The following is a 19,255-nucleotide window of genomic DNA, read 5'->3' as shown; positions in this document are numbered from 1 at the left end:
AATGAAAATAGTAATTATAAACTCAGGAAGTTCCTCCATAAAATATCAATTAATTAATATGCCGGCAAATGAAGTTATTTGTTCAGGGATGATTGATAGAATAGGACTTGAAACTTCAAACTTTACATACGTGACGGATACGACTAAATTAGAAGAAACGTTGCCTATAGCGAATCATAAAATTGGTTTGGAAAAAATCGCTGCTTTATTGATGGATAAAAAATTGGGGGTGATCACAAGTACCGAAGAAGTAGAAGCTGTTGGGCATCGAGTGGTGCATGGCGGAAGCTCTTTTTCTAATACGGTAATCATTACGAGTGAAGTAAAAGACAAAATCAGGCAGCTGTTTGAATTAGCGCCTTTGCATAATCCAGCGAATTTAGAAGGAATAAACGTTGCCGAAGAAATTTTTAGTTCGGCACAACAAGTGGCTGTTTTTGATACGGCTTTTCATCAAACGATACCCGTTGTGGCACACAAATATGCGATTCCAAATTATCTTTTAACGGAAAATAAAATTCGCGTATATGGTTTTCACGGAACAAGCCACAAATATGTTTCGGAAAATGCGATTCATTACTTGAAGCAAAATTCTTTAAATAACGGTTCAAAAATTATTACAATACATTTAGGAAACGGCTGCAGTATGACTGCGATAAAAGATGGTAAAAGTATCGATCATACGCTGGGTTTTGGTCCAATGAACGGATTGATTATGGGAACCCGAAGCGGAGATATAGATCAATCCGTGATTTTTTATCTGGTCAACTCGTTAGGTTATTCGCTTGAAGCTGTAAACACAATGTTGCAAAAACAAAGCGGAATGCTGGGACTTACCGGTTACAGTGATTTAAGAGATATTGAAGCCAATGCGGAGAATGGCAATGCTGATTGTCAATTGGCTTTGGCAATGAATGCTTACCGAATTAAGAAATATATTGGTTCTTATTCTGCAGTTTTAAACGGATTAGATGCCATTGTTTTCACGGCTGGGATTGGAGAAAATTCTTCCTATATTCGAAAACTGGTGTGTGCCGATATGGATTATTTCGGAATAAAATTGGATGCATCGAAAAATGAAATTCGTTCGAAAGAAATACGAGAAATCAACACGGCTGATTCAAAAACTAAAATATTAGTTATTCCAACCAATGAAGAAATTGAAATAGCCAATCAGGTTTATGAATTACTGCTTAATTAGAGCGATAGCCAAATTTTAAAAGCTTCTTTAACAGGAAGCTTTTTTTATTCCCTTTATTTAAGAAATCTGTTTATATTTGAAGATAAAACACCGCATTTTGAAAGTAAGAATTACAATTATCCTCCTTCTCATTATTATTTCATCTCAACTGAATGCGCAAGAGTTGCTTCCTTTTGTTGAAAACTACAATAAATCAAATTATCAGGGTGACAACCAAGTTTGGAATGTTGCGCAGGGAAGTGATGAAGCGATGTATTTTGCCAATAATCATTACTTATTGCGTTACGATGGAGTAAAATGGGAAAAAAACATGTTGCCAAATAAAACGATTATCCGTTCTATTATGGTCGATGGTGACAAGATTTATTCCGGTTCGTACAAGGAATTTGGATATTGGTTTAGAAAGGCGGGGAAGATGCACTACACTTCCATTTCAAAAGGGAAAAATGTTTTTGATGAAAAGGAAAACGAGGAAATTTGGAAGATTTTCAAGTTCAATAATAAAATTCACTTTCAGTCATTCAATGAAATTTTTGTTTTAGAAAACAATAAAATTAAAAAAACGAAGCTTCCATTTCTTATTTCATACTGTTTTGTTGTCGGCAATGAGCTATTAATTGCTTCTGTAGAAAAAGGGATTTATAAAATGAATAATTCCAAAATTGAAAAAGTAAAAGGTTGGAACGTTTTAGAAAATAATGTTATTCATGCCATTGAAAAGTATCAAAATAAAACTTATATTTTTACTAAAAAAAATGGAATTTACATCGACGAAAATGGAATCCTGAGTCCGTGGAAAAACCCATTAAATGAACTTGTAAAAATGGCCAATATTAATGTGGCTAAATTTATAAAAAACAATCAGTTAGTAATTGGTACTGCGAATAAGGGTATTTATATTTTTGATATGAATTCCAGTTCCTTTAAAAACATTAACAGAAGTAATGTACTGATGAACAATTCAATTTTGAGTCTGGGTGTAGATAAAGAAAATGATTTGTGGTTGGGACTCGATAACGGAATTGCACATGTTGAGGTCAATTCGCCATTATCGATCTTCTATGATAATTCGGGAGTTTTAGGTTCTGTATATTCCGTAGCAGCGACAGAGAAAGGTTATTTAATGGCTTCCAATCATGGTGTCTTTACATTTGAGGGCAATCAATTTTCTATGATTCCTGATACCGAGGGTCAGGCATGGAACATCAGTAAGGTAAACAATAAGTTTATTATAGGTCATAATGAAGGTACTTTTCTTTATGAGAAAGGAATTTTTTCTAAGTTAAACAACATTAACGGAGGTTGGAATTTAGCGAAAAGTAACATTAATAACTCCTATTTGCAAGCTACCTACAGCGGCGTTATCATTTATAATGATGTCAATAATTTAAATCAAAATAGGTTGGTGCAAGGACTTTTGAAACCTATAAAATACGTGGCACAAAACAGAAAAAACGAAATTTGGGCTGCAGATAATTATCGTGGATTATATCGCATCAAATACAATGATTCTGATGAAAATACGGAAGTTGAAAACATTACTCAGCGCGGTAAAATTGCTAATGATTTTGGAGTAAAAATATTTGAATTCCGGAATGAGATTCTTTTCTTGATAAACAATTCCTGGTTTAATTATAATGCGATCAGCAATAACTTAGAAGAAAATGAATTTTTTAATTCCAATTTTAAGTTTGTTTCAGATATTGCAGCTATTGATGACAATCATTTCCTAGTTTTAAAAGAAGGGTTTTTATATCATATTTTTGCAAATGAAAATAAATTTGTATGGAATGTAATTCAGGAAAAATACTATAAAGGGAAGATAATTAATGATAATTTGAAAATTTTCAAAGACAAGGACAACTATTTGTTGAATTTGGATGATGGTTTTATTTCTCTTCAATTAAAATATGGTGGTACGCAAAATACTACTGTCAAAGTAGAAGCTTTTAATGCGGATCGGCTGGTTGAAAACAAATCGAAAATTAACTACAATTCTGAAATAAAAATAAATGTCATTTCAGGAAAATTTGGTGCTGCAAAACCTAACTTATTCTATAAAATAAACAATGGAAGCGCTTTTATTCCGATAAAACAGGGATTAATTATTTTAAATAACCTGAGCAGCGGTCAGCATAATGTCATTATTTATAAACACGACGGATTAAATTATAATCAAGTTTCCAATTTCGAATTCAACGTGGCGAAACCATGGTACATCTCGTTCTGGATGATTTTGTTATATCTTGTTCTTATAGGTGTCATATTATATTTGTATTATAAATGGAATAAAATGCAATATGTTCAGAAACTTGAATTACGGGACGAGGAATTAAAACATCAGAAGGAAATACTGGAAATGGAACTGAAAGCAGAAAATGAACTGAATATTCAAGAATATGAAAAGCACATTCTTGAACTTGAACTGCAAACAAAATCATCTGAAGTTGCTGGTAAATCTCTTTCAATTGCAAAGCAAAGCGAAATGATAGATAATATTCAGGGAATTTTAGATTCAGAAATGGATTTCAACAAATTAAAGAGTGAGATAAAAAAAGCGATAAAAATTAATGCGGTTAACAAGCATGAATGGGAAACATTCGAGACAAATTTGAATCAAATTCACAATGAGTTTATTATTAAGCTATCTAAAAAATTTCCCAACCTTACTTCAAAAGATATCAAACTCTGCATTTACTTAAAAATGAATCTTTCTTCAAAAGAAATTGCTCCATTGATGAATATTTCTTTTCGTGGAGTTGAACTACATCGTTATCGTTTACGTAAAAAGCTGAACTTAAATCAAGAGGAAAACCTTTCTAAATTTTTATTAACCTTATAAAAAGGAATTATATTTAGGGATAATTTAGTGAAACACCATTTTTATTGCGAAATTAGAGTACATCATTACTACATCATACACCTGCAGCCGAAGCTGCTCAAACCTTTCTTAACTACTATTAAACGCTGATTTATTGAAATGCTTTTGCGTTTTGATGTATTCATGTAGTATTTTCGTTTTGCTTACTATAACGTTGTAATTATTTACTTTGGCTGTAATAACTTAAACAAATTATTAACATATGAGAAATATTATTTTTAGCTTTTTAGCACTTATGCTGCTTCCAGCATATATGTCTGGTCAAGTAATCCAGGGAAAAGTATTAGATAAAGGAGGAATGGGTATTCCCGGAGCAAGTGTGATTGCAACTGAATCTAATACCTCAGCTGATACAGATTTCGATGGTAATTTTAATATCAATGCCAAAGTGGGCGAGATACTAAAAATAAGTATGGTCGGTTTTGATGCAATGTCTGTAACTGCAACTGCCGGCACAATGAGCATAACGTTAAATGAATCGCAAGATACTGAGTTGAGAGAGGTTGTTGTTATTGGGTACGGCTCAAGAAAAAAATCAGATAATACTGGTGCGATTTCACAACTTTCCTCTACGGATATCACTAAAACCAAGGTTTTGAATGCCACACAAGCGATTCAAGGAAAAGCAGCTGGTGTTCAGGTTATTGGTACTGATGTTCCTGGAAGTTCACCGTCATTAATCATTAGAGGTATAGGTACTTACGGTGCTGACAGAACGCCTTTGTATGTAGTGGATGGGATTCCTACAAAAAATATCAACAACTTAAATTCAAATGATATTGCCTCTTTTGATATACTAAAAGATGCGTCATCATTAGCAATTTATGGAAATCAGGCGGCTAACGGAGTTGTTATTATTACCACTAAAAAAGGTAAGGGAGATAAAGCTACAGTGGAGTACGATGGTTTTTATGGCGTTCGTACGCCGTTAAGAACAGTTAAAATGGCTGGTTCTAATCGTTTTGCGTATTATTCTGATGTTGCAGAACAAAACACGAGATTTTCAACTGATCAACGTTACAATACTAACTGGTTTGATGAAATTACAAGATTAGGGATGTATTCCTCTAATAACTTATCACTTTCCGGAGCTTCTGAAAAAGTCAATTATTTATTCAGTTTGAATTATTACGACGAAAAAGGAGTATTAGACGGATTGGATTTCAACCGTTTTACTTTCAGAAATAATAATGATTACAAGCTTTCTGATAAATTAAAAATTATGCAAACCTTTAGTGGTTCGATCTCAAAGTCTACACCAAAACCTTTGTCAGCTTTTACTTCTGCATACAAGCAGTCACCTTTAGTGCCGGTATTGTATGATAACGGACGTTGGGGAAGACCAATTATTGGCGCTGATGGACAAGCATCTACAACAGGACAATTGTTTAATAATGTTGGTAATCCAGTAGCTGATTTAAATTATTTTACAGAAGAACAAAATAATCTTTTGCTTCAGGGAAGTCTTGCACTTGAATACAAAATTTTTGATGAATTGAAATTTACATCGAGAGTTGGAGTGGAATACAATACATTCAAAAGGTTTTCTTACACACCTTCACGCGAATTATGGTTGGCAGCAGATCCATCAAGAGAAGTAGCTAATTATTCCGCCGCTGACCCAATAAATGAATTAGTTACGGGAAGAAGTGATTACTTCAACTGGAATTTTGATAATTTCTTGACTTATAATAAAACGTTTGCCGAGATTCATGATGTTGAACTAACCTTAGGGATGTCAGCTCAGGAATTTGGAAGCCGCGAAGAATTAGAAGTAAGAGGAAGAAATGTACCTGAAAACTCAAATTACTGGAGTTTGAATCAGTCAACTGCGCCCTCAAATAACCTTGTAACAAGACATTCTATTGGAAACCAAAGAAATTTAATTGGTTACTTTGCGAGATTCCAATATACTTTAATGGAAAAATACCTTTTTACGGGTACAATTCGTAGAGATGGTTCTTCACAATTTGGTGCAGATAATAAATGGGGTAATTTCCCGTCCTTTGGTTTAGGTTGGATTCTTTCAAAAGAAGACTTCTTAGCTGAAAACGAGACAATCAATTTCTTAAAACTACGCGGTGGCTGGGGAAGATTAGGAAATCAAAATGTTCCTATTAACCAACAAACATTTAGTTCTGGTGCGGGTTTAGGATATGATTTTGGTGGATCTCTTTATTCAGGAACTACTATCGGATCATTTATTGACCCTACTTTAGGTTGGGAAGTCACGGAGGAAACTTCTGTTGGTTTAGACTTTAGAGCGTTAGAAAATAAATTATCTGGATCTTTTGACTGGTATGATAAAAACACCTCTAATGTTGTTCTTAATGTTACTCCTCCACTTACTGTGGGTACAGGGGCAACTCCAGCTCATGCAGGGGAAATATCAAATACTGGATTCGAAGTTGCTTTGCGTTGGGATGACAACATCAATGATGATTTAAAATATTGGATTGGTGCGAATTATTCGAATAATAGAAATGAAGTATCAAATGTTTTTAATCCTTTGGCGATTAGACAAAATGGTGGTAGCATCAACAACGGACAGTTCACAAAACGATTAGAAGTAGGACAGCCGTTGGGAAGTTTTTATTTATTTGAAGTAGCTGGTTACGATGCGAATGGGAATTTTACTTATTTTGATAAAGATGGTGGAATAACTTCGAATCCGGTTGAAACAGACAGAAAATTCTTTGGATCTTCTTTGCCAACTTATTATTATGGTATGAATGTAGGTTTCGAATACAAAAACTTCGATTTTTCAGTTGATGCTTATGGCGTTGGCGGAAACAAAGTCTACAATGGTAAAAAAGCACAACGTTTTGGTAATGAAAATATAGAAGCAAGTATTGCTACTGATTTTTGGACATCAGCAAATACGAATGCAGGAAATCCAGCACCGTTTAATTCAGTGCCATTATCTTCAGATTACTATTTAGAATCTGGTGCTTTTCTTAGAGTAAATAACATTACTTTAGGATACACATTGCCTAAAATTACAACTTCAATTTCTGCAATTCGCATATATGCAAGTGCAATCAACCCATTCATATCTCAAAAATTCACTGGATATTCTCCTGAATTGAATAATGATGGAGATCCAATGGGACTACAAGGAATAGAGCTTGATGCTTATCCTACTTTAAGTTCATTTTTAATTGGTGCTAACGTAAAATTTTAACAAGATGAAAAAAATATTAATACCCATGACATTAGCGGCGGTTGCGCTACTTTCTACTAATTGTTCTAACGATTTTATAGAAGTGGCTCCAACAGAAAATATAGCCGAAGCAGATTTATTATCAATTTATAATAACAATGATGGTGCAAAAAGCTTTGTAACCGCTATTTACAGTAATGCGTTGAGTTTTAACGCAAGTTCTTTTGCATGGAACGGATTAACAAGTATGACCTCAGATGATGCTGATAAAGGTTCAGATCCCGGTGATACAGGCGCAGATAAAGACAAGCTTGACGCACTTACTATGGATGCAACTTCATTATCCGTTGAACAAGTTTTTGAAACAAATTATCAAGGAATTAGTAAGGCTAATATTGCGCTGAACTACCTTCCAAAATTAGACAAAGCTGATGCTGCTGTTGTATCAAGGTTAACAGGTGAAGCTAAATTTCTACGTGCTTTAATGTATTTTAATTTGGTAAGATGTTATGGTGGAGTTCCAATTGTGGATCGCGTTCCAGTACCATCTTCTGTTGAAGATACGGATATGACATTGATACGTAAATCGAAAGAGGATGTGTATAAATTCATCGAAACTGATTTATTAGCAGCTATCGGAGCACTTCCTGAAAAATCAGGGTATGCAAGTTCTGATTTAGGTAGAGCTACTAAAGGTGCTGCTCATGCTTTATTGGCCAAAGTGTATTTATATCAGCGTAATTGGCAAGGTGTAAAAGATCAAAGTGCTGCTGTTACAGGATATAATTTAGTGAATGATTATGCTACAATTTGGAGAGAAATTGGAGAAGATAGCGTTGAATCTATCTTTGAAATCCGCGGTTACGGCGGAAATCCTTCTCAAGGAATTGAAGGTTATATGGTTTCTCAGGGAGCCAGAGGAACAAGTGGTTGGGGTTGGGGTTTCAATACACCAACAGAAAGCTTAACCAATTCGTATGAAGCTGGTGATGTTAGAAAAGATGCTACGATTATTTTCGCAGGAGAGACCATGTGGGATGGAAGAGTAGTTTCTCCGCTGGTTGCTAATCCTAGATATAATGAAAAAGCGTATGTAAGTAATACCAAGGAAACGTTCAACGGCGATTGGGAAACTACAAAAAACATTCGTGTGTTGCGTTATGCCGAAGTGCTACTAATGCAAGCTGAAGCTGCAAATGAAAGCGGAACAGGTGATGTAACGGGGCCTTTGAACAAAGTTAGAAACAGAGCTGGATTAGCAAATACAACTGCTACAGGACAAGTTGCACTGAGAGCGGCAATTAGAGCTGAAAGAAGACATGAATTGGCTTTTGAACATGACAGATGGTTTGATATCGTGAGAACGGGTCAGGCAAAATCGGTTATGGCGGCGGATGGAAAAACTTTTGTGGAAGGAAAACATGAATTGTTTCCTATTCCTCAAAAATTTATAACGCAGTCAAACGGAAAATCCACGCAAAATCCAGGATATTAATTTAAAATAAATCCCAAACCTTTTCTCTTTCCTGATGTAATTGGGGAAGAGACAGAGGCGAGGAAAACCACATAAAAAATCTAAAAATGATTAAATTTTCAGCTTTATTTATGCTCCTTACATTTCTTGGATGTGACTCCTCCGGAAGCACAGATAAGGGTCCTTCAGTAACTACTCCTGTTGTTGTTCCTCCGGCTGTTAAACTAACGGACGAGGAATTATTAGAGGTAGTGCAAAAACAAACGTTTGCTTATTTTTGGGAGTATGCCGAGTCAAATTCCGGAATGGCAAGAGAACGTTATATCCCTCAGGATCCCACTTTTGACCAAAATATTGTCACTACAGGTGGTTCTGGTTTTGGTTTAATGGCGATCGTTTCGGCGATGTCTCGTGGTTACATTACAAAAACACAAGGCGCAGAACGTCTAAACAAAATCGCTAATTTTTTGAGTACTGCGGAGCGTTTTCATGGTGCGTGGCCTCATTGGATAAACGGAACTACAGGCCGCGTAATCCCTTTTGGTACAAAAGATAACGGTGGAGATTTAGTGGAAACTTCTTTTTTAGTGGCAGGAATGATAACCGTTAGAGAATACTTTAAAAACGGAACAACAGAAGAGAAAGCAGTAGCTCAAAAATTCGATGTGTTATGGAAAGGAGTGGACTGGCAATGGTACACAAATAACCAGAATAAATTATTCTGGCATTGGTCTCCTAATTACAATTGGGAAATGAATTTTCCTTTGGAAGGCTACAATGAATGTTTGATTACTTATGTTATGGCAGCAGCTTCTCCAACACATGCAATTGCTCCGGCGGCGTATCATGAAGGTTGGGCAAGAAGTGGTGGCATAGTGTCAGCTAAAACTAAATACAACCTCCCATTGATTTTAAAACACAATGGTGCCGAAGAATTTGGCGGACCTTTATTTTGGGCTCACTATTCTTATTTAGGTTTAGATCCAAATCAGTTGACTGATAAATATGCTAATTATTGGGATGTGAATTCCAATCATACTAAAATTAATTATTTATATGCCGTTGCCAATCCAAAAGGTTTCAAAGGATACGGTGCTAATTATTGGGGATTGACGGCTTCGTATTCCCGCAATGGCGATGGTTCAATAGGATATGATGCACATATGCCAAGCAATGACAAAGGCGTTATTTCGCCAACGGCAGCGATAAGTTCGATTGTGTATACTCCTGTAGAATCGAAAGCATTCATCCGAAATTTATATGAAAATTATAAAAATGAAACTTGGGGTGTGGCGGGATTTTATGATGCTCACAGTCAGCAGTACCAATGGACAGCACAACGCTATCTGGCAATAGACCAAGGACCGGAAATGGTTATGCTCGAAAATTATCGTACAGGTTTATTGTGGCAATTGTTTATGAATGCTCCTGAGGTAAAACAAGGTTTGATTAATCTTGGTTTTCATTCTGGTAAATATGGTTTTTAACCAAATTCGGTAAAAGGAATACCAAAATTATTAATAATTTAAAAAAAATAAAACATGAAAAATAGTATTAAAATATTTTGTCTGACTACTGCGCTTTCGATGCAGTTACTGACAAGCTGTTCCGATAATGTAGACAGCAACGAGCCATTGGATTTACCGCCAGTAGGTTCTTATAATACCTCAGATGAAGTAAATGCAGATAACCTTATTGCAAAATGGAGTTTTGATGGTAACATCGCAGATTCAAAAGGAGGTCTTACCGGCATAGGAAAAAACGTTGCCTATACTGATGGGATTAAAGGACAGGCTTTTCAAGGCTCAAATATGCAAGAGCGTTATGCAGTTTACAATAATGCAACAGCTGTGGGCGCGTTAAGCAGTTTCAGTTTCAGTTTTTGGATGAAATCTGGTCAAACCGTTCCTGATGGTGGTGCTCCGGGACAAGGAAAAGGGATTCAAGGAATATTTTCGTTGGTAAATCCAGCTGGTTTTTGGGGAGGTTTAAACTTATTTCTTGAAAACCCTGATAATGCCAGACCTAACACACTTCGTTTGAAAATGGGAATCGAAAACAAAAGAGTTGCTTGGGGTGGACAAGGACCAATTTTTAATATCGATGGCGCAATTGACACTTGGATCCATGTTATTTTGACCTATGATGCTGCGACATCGAGATATACCGTTTACAAAAATGGAGAAAAAGGCACTACCAGTATTTACGGTACGCCATATGGTCCTTTTACAGATTTAAACGGATCTTGTATCTTATATGGTGATAATCCGGGCGGACCTGACGGAAGCAACGCAAATCCTAACAACGCTCCATTATACGGTGCTTTGGTTTTTGCAACTCCAAATTTATCGCAAATAGTGATTGGATCCAATCAATTCAGTACTTCACCATCGTTAACAACTACACATGGAGACGAAGGCTGGGCAACAGATTATGCTGGATTGTTGGATGAAATGAGAATTTACAAATCAGCATTGAGTCCTAGCGAAGTAATTGCTCTTTATAAATTGGAAAAAACAAAAAGATAATAATTAATAAAATAAAAACAGATTGTTTGATCTAAAAAGCAATCTGTTTTTTTAAATTCATTATTTAATGAATAAAATGCTTCTTTTTCTTCTGCTGATTGCAACCCAATTTTCGTTTTCACAAAGTGAGGTAATTGGTGTCATAAAAACCGAAATAGTACAAAAACGCGAATTAGCGTACGCTTTACACATTCCAAAAAATACTAAAGAAAAAAAGCCGCTGATTCTTTTTCTTCATGGTTCCGGTGAAAAAGGAACGGATATTGAAAAAGTAAAAGCACATGGACCGTTCAAGTATTTGAAAAGTCATGAATTAGATGCTTATGTTTTGGCACCGCAATGCCCGGAAAATGAGTATTGGAATGAAGAAGTTCTCTATCGTCTGATTTTAAAAATACAGAAAGAGAACAATATTGACAGTAACAGAATTTATCTCACAGGTCTTAGTATGGGAGCTTGGGGTGCCTGGAATCTGGCCTTTGCACATCCTGAAACCTTTGCCGCTTTGGTGCCTATTGCAGGATTTGCAGACAGAGTTCCAATGATAGAAAACTGTAAAATCGCAGCTATTCCAACCCGAATTTTTCATGGTTTGCTGGATGATGTCGTAAATGTGGAGTATTCGATTGCGATGTATAAAAAATTAAAAACCTGTAATAGGAATGTTGCACTGACAATTTTTGATGATGCAAATCACGACAGTTGGTCAAGAGTATATGACAACCAAGACATTTATGATTGGATGTTCAAACAAATTAAAAACAGACAAAATGAAAATTAAACTTATTATACTCCTTATTGGATTTTCACTTTTTGGCTACAGCCAAAAAAAGACAACTAAAAAGGCAATTAAAATTAAACCTAAAACTGAATTTGTTGCAGAGTTACTTTCCAAAATGACTCTGGAAGAGAAAATAGGTCAGTTGAATTTACCTACTTCGGGTGATATTACCACTGGAGCTGCAAACAGTTCAAATGTGGCGAAAAATATAGAAGAAGGTAAGGTTGGTGGTTTATTTAACATCAAATCGGTTCAAAAAATAAAAGAAGTACAAAAAATCGCTGTCGAAAAAAGCCGATTGAAAATTCCATTACTTTTTGGAATGGACGTGATACACGGTTATGAGACAACTTTTCCTATTCCGCTTGGATTGTCCTGTACTTGGGACATGAAATTGATCGAACGTTCTGCACAAATTGCCGCTCAAGAAGCCAGTGCCGATGGAATTAACTGGACATTTTCACCTATGGTTGACGTTTCCCGTGATCCACGTTGGGGAAGAGTTTCTGAAGGTTCGGGTGAAGATCCGTTTTTGGGAAGCCAGATCGCAAAAGCAATGGTCAACGGATATCAACAAAATGATTTGTCAAAGAATAATACGCTTTTGTCGTGCGTTAAACATTTTGCTTTGTACGGCGCGCCAGATGCAGGGCGTGATTACAACACGGTCGATATGAGTAGAATAAAAATGTACAACGATTATTTTCCTCCTTACAAAGCCGCTATTGATGCCGGCGTTGGTTCGGTGATGGCGTCTTTCAATGAAGTCGATGGTATTCCTGCAACCGGAAATAAATGGTTAATGACTGATGTTTTAAGAAAACAGTGGGGTTTTGATGGTTTTGTAGTTACTGATTACACCGGAATAAACGAAATGGTAGATCATGGAATGGGCGATTTGCAGACCGTATCTGCTTTGGCACTAAATGCTGGAATTGAAATGGATATGGTGGGGGAAGGTTTCCTGACGACATTAAAGAAATCAGTGGAAGAAGGAAAAGTTAGCGTTGAACAAATAGATAATGCAGCTCGTCTTATTTTAAATGCCAAATATGATTTGGGATTATTCCACGATCCTTATAAGTATTGCGATGAAACAAGAGCCAAAACGGAAATTTTCACAAAAAGCCACAGAGCCGAAGCAAGAGCTATTTCAGCACAGTCATTAGTTTTGCTAAAAAACAATAATCAGTTGCTACCGTTGAAAAAATCAGGAACAGTTGCCGTTATTGGACCATTGGCTGATGCCACGGAAAATATGGCAGGTACTTGGAGCGTGGCTACAAATATGGATAAATCCATATCCTTAATAGCCGGTATCAGAGAAGTGGCCGGAACTGCTACAAAGGTGCTTTACGCAAAGGGAAGCAATCTGGATTATGATGCTGCTTTCGAAGAAAAAGCAACCATGTTTGGCAAAACCTTACACCGTGACAGCAGAACTTCCGAAGAATTATTGGCGGAAGCTTTGAAAATTGCGAATCAATCCGATGTGATTGTAGCAGCTTTAGGTGAATCAGCAGAAATGTCAGGAGAAAGCAGTAGCAGGACTAATTTAGAAATTCCACAAGCGCAAAAAGATTTATTAGAAGCATTACTGAAAACGGGAAAACCGGTTGTACTGGTTTTATTTACAGGCCGTCCTTTGGTGTTGGTTCAGGAAAATGCAACGGTGCCAGCAATATTGAATGCATGGTTTGCAGGAAGTGAGGCAGGAACTGCGATTGCTGACGTTTTGTTTGGAAATCAAAATCCTTCCGGTAAACTAACTGCAACGTTTCCTAGAAGTGTAGGCCAGGTGCCAATTTATTACAATCAAAAAAATACAGGAAGACCTCTAGTAAATAAAGAAGGTAAATTCGAAAAGTTTAGATCCAATTATATCGATGAAAGAAATGAACCTTTATATCCTTTTGGTTTTGGTTTGAGTTACACCACTTTTGGATATTCAAACGTGAAAATTTCATCCGATAAGATGAAAAGGACCGAAAAATTGATTGTTAGTGTTGACGTTACAAATACCGGAACTTTTGATGGAAAAGAAGTAGTTCAGCTGTATATTAGAGACTTAGTTGGTACAGTTACCAGACCGTTAAAAGAATTGAAAGGTTTTCAGAAGATTGCTCTTAAAAAAGGAGAAATGCAAACAGTAAAATTTGAAATTTCTGAAGAAGAACTCAAATTTTACAATTCAGAATTAATGTTTAATGCGGAGCTCGGAACTTTTCATGTTTTCGTTGGCACGGATTCCACGACTGAAAATAAAGTTAGTTTTGAGTTGATCAAATAGATTTGGTTTGTTTATTTATGATCGGCCCTTCAGTATTTGTACTGAAGGGTTTTTTTTAACAAAAAAACGGTATTTGTTAAAAGTCATACGGTGTAAAACAGCTATTTTATTTACTTTTATCAATTCTAAAAAATCATCCAAAAATGAAATGTTTATTTTCTCTTTTTCTACTCTTTCTTTTCAATTTTGGCAATGCCCAAAGCGTTCAATCGCCATCGGGTAAAATTGCCTTAAATTTCAAATTAGGAACAAATGGTCAACCTTTTTATTCCGTAAATTACAAAAACAAAGCGGTCGTTTTAGAAAGCGCCTTAGGTATTAAATTAAAAGAAAAACCAGCTTTAGACGCTAACTTTGAAATACTGAATTCAAAAACTTCAAGCTTCAACGAATCTTGGAAGCCAGTTTTAGGAGAACAAGCCAGTATTCTAAATCAGTATAACGAACTTAATGTTTCGCTTATCAATAAGGAAACTAAGGTGAAAATGAATATCATTTTTAGAGTTTTTGATGAAGGAGTAGCTTTCAGATATGATTTTCCAAAGCAAGCGGAATTAAATTATTTCATTATTTCGGATGAAGTGACTGAATTTAATTTGACAGAAAACAATAAAGTATTCTGGATTCCTGGTGATTTTGACAGCAACGAATACGAGTACAACGAAACGAAATTTTCTGAAATAGACAACTCTAAAATAAACATGAATAATGGAATTGGGGTAAAATCCATTCCGGGGAAATACACCGTTCAATCGCCATTAATGATGAAATCGCCAGCAGGTTTGTACCTCAATATTTTTGAAGCTGCAGTTGTCAACTATCCGGTGATGCATCTGAAGGCAGATGTAAACACTTTTAAACTTACAGCGCAATTGGTTCCAAATGCAATAGGTGACAAAGCTTATTTACAGACACCTTGTGTATCGCCTTGGAGAACAATCATGATAAGTGATGATGCCAGAGATATTGTGGCTTCCAAAATGATTCTGAACCTTAATGAACCTTCGCAATTGGAGGATACTTCCTGGATAAAACCGATGAAATATGTGGGGATTTGGTGGGAAATGCACGTGGGAAAATCGACATGGGATTATGCAGGTTCGCAAAATGCCACCAATTTTGCTAACGCGCCAAAAGCGTCAGGAAAACATGGAGCAACAACCGAAAATACGAAAAGATACATTGATTTTGCCGCCAAAAATGGTTTCGACGGCGTTTTAGTAGAAGGATGGAATGTAGGTTGGGAAGATTGGAATGGCAACTGGAAAGAAGAAGTTTTTGATTTTACGACACCTTATCCGGATTTCGATATTGCAGCGCTTTCGGCTTACGCCAAAGCAAAAAACGTGAAAATGATTATGCATCATGAAACATCGGGTTCTGTCAGTAATTATGAAAGACATTTGGATCGCGCATTTGATTTGATGAAAAAATACGAATATCCTGCTGTAAAATCAGGTTACGTGGGCAAAATCATTCCGCGTGGCGAGTTTCATGACGGACAATCTATGGTGAATCATTTCAATTTTGTGGTAAAACGCGCTGCGGATTACAAGATCATGATTAACTCTCACGAATCATCCAGACCAACCGGTTTTGGAAGAACGTATCCTAATTATATTGCTGCTGAAGCAGCTCGTGGAAATGAATTCAATGCTTGGAGTGTTGGAAATCCGCCTATGCATGAAACCATTTTGCCATTTACAAGACAATTGGGCGGACCAATGGATTATACGCCCGGTATATTTGAAATCAAGATGAGTTATTATGATAAAAATAAAACGGAGCAGGTTCATACTACTTTAGCCAAGCAACTGGCTTTGTACGTGACAATGTATTCTCCGCTGCAAATGGCAGCTGACTTACCGGAGAATTACGAAAAATATCCGGATGCTTTTCAGTTTATAAAAGATGTTGCTACAGATTGGGATGATAGCAAATATTTAGAAGCTGAACCCGGCGATTATATTACAGTTGCCAGAAAAACCAAAGGAAAGGAAACTTGGTTTCTTGGCGCAATCACCGATGAAAATGCAAGAAAATCACAATTAAAATTAGACTTTCTTACAAAAGGTAAAAAGTACAAGGCCATTATTTATGAAGATGCAAAAGATGCCGACTGGCAAAAAAATCCAATTGCTTACAAAATAAGAACTATCGTGGTAACAAGTAAGTCTAAAATCAATTTGAATTTAGCTCCGGGAGGAGGAACAGCAATTAGTTTTGAACCAATCCAATAATACACTTAAATCCTGCAAGAACTTAAAACTTGCAGGATTTTTTTTGAACTTAAATCAAATATTCGGTAAGAATTACGAAATTGCAACAGCAACCAAAACCAAAGTTCTAAATTAAATCACCAAAAAAGACCTGCATTTACTATGAAAAAATCAATTATTTTAACCGCAATTTTGTTAAGCGGAATTACTGCTTTTGCACAAACTAAAGACGAACAGACTCTGAAGGAAATTTATAAATCATCCTTGACAAATGGAAAAAGCTACCCTTGGTTGGAACACTTGTCCAATACAATTGGTTCGCGATTATCAGGTTCAACCGGAGCCGAAAAAGCGGTTTTATATACCAAAGCGCAATTGGAAACACTGGGACTAGATAAAGTATATCTTCAGGAAGTGATGGTGCCAAAATGGGTTAGGGGCGAGAAAGAAATCGCTTATCTGCGATTGGGAAAACAAAAAATCACTTTTCCAATATGCGCGCTTGGCGGCTCAGTTGCCACTCCAAAAAAAGGATTACAAGCAGCTGTACTGGAAGTAAACAGTTTAGAAGAATTAACCGCACTAGGGGAAGAAAAAGTAAAAGGCAAAATCATTTTTTTTAACAGACCCATGAATCCTGAATTTATTGAAACTTTCAAAGCGTATGGAAGTTGTGTAGATCAAAGATCCTCAGGAGCAAGAGAAGCCGGAAAACTGGGAGCATTAGCCGTAATTGTCAGATCGATGAATCTGCGACTGGATGATTTACCGCATACCGGTGCAACTAATTATGGAGAAATCGCCAAAGAACAACGAATTCCTGCTGCTGCGATAAGCACAAACGGTGCCGAACTTTTAAGCAAAAGTTTAAAAGAAAATCCAAATGCACCATTCTATTTTAAACAGTCCTGTGAAACATTTGATGATGTTTTATCCTATAATGTTGTTGGTGAAATGACCGGTTCTGAACATCCTGAACGAATAATGGTCGTTGGCGGGCATCTGGATTCCTGGGATTTAGGAGATGGTTCTCATGACGATGGCGCCGGCTGTGTGCAAAGTATGGAAGTATTGAATATCTTAAAAAACATTGGATATAAACCTAAAAACACGCTTCGAGTAGTTTTGTTTATGAACGAAGAAAACGGCGTTCGGGGCGGAAAAGAATATGAAACACAATCCAATAAAAACAATGAAAATCACATTTTTGCTTTAGAAAGTGATTCGGGAGGATTTTCTCCAAGAGGATTTTCAATCGAAGCTGATGAAGCAAATTTTAATAAAATCAGTAGTTGGGCAACATTATTCGAACCGTATTTAGTTCACAAATTTGTAAAAGGACATTCCGGCGTTGATATTGGGCCGTTACAATCAAATCATATTGTAAAGGTTGGTTTGCAACCTGATTCACAACGTTATTTTGATTATCATCATGCGGCAAATGACACTTTTGATGCTGTCAATAAAAGAGAGTTAGAACTCGGAGCGGCAGCTATGGCTTCATTACTTTATCTGATTGATCAGAATGGGATTGTAAAATAAAAACACTCTAATTTTAGAAGGTGCTAAAATCAGTTTTTTTCAATATCTGAAGGAAATGGTGAATTTAGCACCTTCATTTATTTTACTTTCAACAGCAATTCGGCCACCTAAACTGGTGATATGATTGTAAACTAAATACAATCCTATACCATTACTGTCGATATTACTATGAAATTTTTCATACAAACCAAAAATTTTATCTTTTACCTTATCCATATCAAAACCAAGTCCATTATCAGAAAAAATTAATTGGTTCACCCCATTTATTTTCCGTGATTGGATAGTTATCACTGGTGATTGATGTGGTTTTGCATATTTAATGGAATTAGTTAATAAATTCAAAAAAATGCTTTTAATATACGATTTATTAAAAGCGACAGTCTCAAAATCTGAAAAGTCAACATTAATAACTGCTTTTGAATCGCGTACCAACGAATTTATGGAGCTCAGTACCTCATTGAGAGACTCATTAAGATTTATTTCTTCGATTTGCGTATTGATACTCTGATTTTCAGAGAGTTCATCAATAGAATCGTTTAAAGTCTGTTTTAAATTTTCACTGGTTAATTTAAGAATTTCTATCAGTTCCAACGTTTCCGGATCATTGATTTTTGAAATATCAATAAGGCTGAAAACAGAAAGCATATTATTGATGGGAGACTTTAAATCATGGGATGTTTTGTGCGACAAAAGTGTAAGTTCCTTGTTAATTTGCGTTAGATTAGCAAGAAGTAAATTGCGTTCTTCTTCCACTCTTTTTTTATGCGTAATGTTCTTAGCAATGGCATACACTAATTTCTCTGACTCAATAGGCATCGAAGTCCAGGATAACCACACAATTTCCCCGCTTTTAGTCAAATAGCGGTTTTCAAAATTCAAAAGAGGCTTGTTTTTATATACTTCTTCTCTGGTTTCTATGGTAATTTTTAGGTCGGGTGCATACACAAAACTGCTGATGGGCCTTGCATATAATTCCTCTTCGGAATATCCTAATAATTTTGAAACAGCCGGATTTATCCTTTTAAAATACCCATCAAATCCTGCAATACAAATAAAATCTGCTGAGATATTAAAAAAATTATCAAAGTGATATTCCACTCCAGAATCAGGATTTATTTGTTTTATTGTCATTGCGTATAAAAATTATTTCTTTGGATTATGGGCATATATCAATAT

General features: G+C 35.8%; 11 protein-coding genes. 10 read left to right on the top strand and 1 reads right to left on the bottom strand.

What is annotated here, in order from left to right:
* Nucleotide 1 precedes the first annotated feature (1 nt).
* The 10 genes from E0F89_RS07095 to E0F89_RS07050 all read left to right on the top strand — a co-directional run bounded on the left by E0F89_RS07095 (nt 2) and on the right by E0F89_RS07050 (nt 18,079).
* On the top strand, nt 2-1,201 hold the full coding sequence (locus E0F89_RS07095; protein ID WP_131909112.1) for an acetate/propionate family kinase: 1,200 nt from the start codon (nt 2-4) through the stop codon (nt 1,199-1,201).
* A gap of 97 nt (nt 1,202-1,298) precedes the next feature.
* Nucleotides 1,299-4,043 carry a helix-turn-helix and ligand-binding sensor domain-containing protein gene (locus E0F89_RS07090; RefSeq protein ID WP_131909111.1) on the top strand — a complete coding sequence of 915 codons (2,745 nt, stop codon included), beginning with the start codon at nt 1,299-1,301 and terminating at the stop codon, nt 4,041-4,043.
* Between the two features lie 241 nt (nt 4,044-4,284).
* Nucleotides 4,285-7,266 (top strand): SusC/RagA family TonB-linked outer membrane protein, encoded by a 2,982-nt coding sequence (locus E0F89_RS07085; RefSeq protein WP_131909110.1) that lies wholly within the window; start codon nt 4,285-4,287, stop codon nt 7,264-7,266.
* 4 nt (nt 7,267-7,270) lie between these two features.
* Nucleotides 7,271-8,740, top strand: coding sequence for a RagB/SusD family nutrient uptake outer membrane protein (locus E0F89_RS07080; protein ID WP_131909109.1), 1,470 nt, complete (start codon nt 7,271-7,273; stop codon nt 8,738-8,740).
* Nucleotides 8,741-8,826: 86 nt separating this feature from the next.
* Nucleotides 8,827-10,206: a glucoamylase family protein gene (locus E0F89_RS07075; protein WP_131909108.1), complete on the top strand. Its 1,380-nt coding sequence runs from the start codon at nt 8,827-8,829 to the stop codon at nt 10,204-10,206.
* 54 nt (nt 10,207-10,260) lie between these two features.
* Complete coding sequence (locus E0F89_RS07070; protein WP_131909107.1) at nt 10,261-11,247, top strand: LamG domain-containing protein; 987 nt, start codon at nt 10,261-10,263, stop codon at nt 11,245-11,247.
* Between the two features lie 67 nt (nt 11,248-11,314).
* Nucleotides 11,315-12,028 (top strand): carboxylesterase family protein, encoded by a 714-nt coding sequence (locus E0F89_RS07065; protein ID WP_131909106.1) that lies wholly within the window; start codon nt 11,315-11,317, stop codon nt 12,026-12,028.
* The gene (bglX, locus tag E0F89_RS07060) at nt 12,018-14,318 is read left to right on the top strand and encodes a beta-glucosidase BglX (RefSeq protein WP_131909105.1); all 2,301 of its coding nucleotides are present in this window, start codon (nt 12,018-12,020) and stop codon (nt 14,316-14,318) included. Before E0F89_RS07065 ends, bglX begins: the two co-directional genes overlap by 11 nt.
* Nucleotides 14,319-14,461: 143 nt before the next feature.
* A complete protein-coding gene (locus E0F89_RS07055) occupies nt 14,462-16,558 on the top strand; it encodes a glycoside hydrolase family 97 protein (RefSeq protein ID WP_131909104.1) in 2,097 nt (698 codons plus the stop codon).
* Nucleotides 16,559-16,699: 141 nt separating this feature from the next.
* Nucleotides 16,700-18,079, top strand: coding sequence for a M28 family peptidase (locus E0F89_RS07050; RefSeq protein ID WP_131909103.1), 1,380 nt, complete (start codon nt 16,700-16,702; stop codon nt 18,077-18,079).
* A 39-nt stretch (nt 18,080-18,118) separates the two neighbouring features.
* Here the strand turns inward: E0F89_RS07050 and E0F89_RS07045 are convergent, their stop codons facing one another.
* Nucleotides 18,119-19,210, bottom strand: a complete 1,092-nt coding sequence (locus E0F89_RS07045; RefSeq protein ID WP_131909102.1) for a PAS domain-containing sensor histidine kinase — start codon at nt 19,208-19,210, stop codon at nt 18,119-18,121.
* Nucleotides 19,211-19,255 lie beyond the last annotated feature (45 nt).

The organism is Flavobacterium caseinilyticum (assembly GCF_004349085.1).
GTDB classification, from domain to species: domain Bacteria; phylum Bacteroidota; class Bacteroidia; order Flavobacteriales; family Flavobacteriaceae; genus Flavobacterium; species Flavobacterium caseinilyticum.
The sequence above is the reverse complement of the archived record's forward strand: the minus strand, read 5'-3'. Positions and strand labels throughout refer to the sequence as shown.

Excerpts from the sequence above, each read along its gene's own strand:
- E0F89_RS07080 (WP_131909109.1), top strand. The coding sequence starts at position 7,271 with ATGAAAAAAATATTAATACCCATGACATTAGCGGCGGTTGCGCTACTT.
- E0F89_RS07085 (WP_131909110.1), top strand. The coding sequence starts at position 4,285 with ATGAGAAATATTATTTTTAGCTTTTTAGCACTTATGCTGCTTCCAGCA.
- E0F89_RS07070 (WP_131909107.1), top strand. The coding sequence starts at position 10,261 with ATGAAAAATAGTATTAAAATATTTTGTCTGACTACTGCGCTTTCGATG.
- E0F89_RS07055 (WP_131909104.1), top strand. The coding sequence starts at position 14,462 with ATGAAATGTTTATTTTCTCTTTTTCTACTCTTTCTTTTCAATTTTGGC.
- E0F89_RS07075 (WP_131909108.1), top strand. The coding sequence starts at position 8,827 with ATGATTAAATTTTCAGCTTTATTTATGCTCCTTACATTTCTTGGATGT.
- bglX (WP_131909105.1), top strand. The coding sequence starts at position 12,018 with ATGAAAATTAAACTTATTATACTCCTTATTGGATTTTCACTTTTTGGC.
- E0F89_RS07065 (WP_131909106.1), top strand. The coding sequence starts at position 11,315 with ATGAATAAAATGCTTCTTTTTCTTCTGCTGATTGCAACCCAATTTTCG.
- E0F89_RS07095 (WP_131909112.1), top strand. The coding sequence starts at position 2 with ATGAAAATAGTAATTATAAACTCAGGAAGTTCCTCCATAAAATATCAA.
- E0F89_RS07050 (WP_131909103.1), top strand. The coding sequence starts at position 16,700 with ATGAAAAAATCAATTATTTTAACCGCAATTTTGTTAAGCGGAATTACT.
- E0F89_RS07045 (WP_131909102.1), bottom strand. The coding sequence starts at position 19,210 with ATGACAATAAAACAAATAAATCCTGATTCTGGAGTGGAATATCACTTT.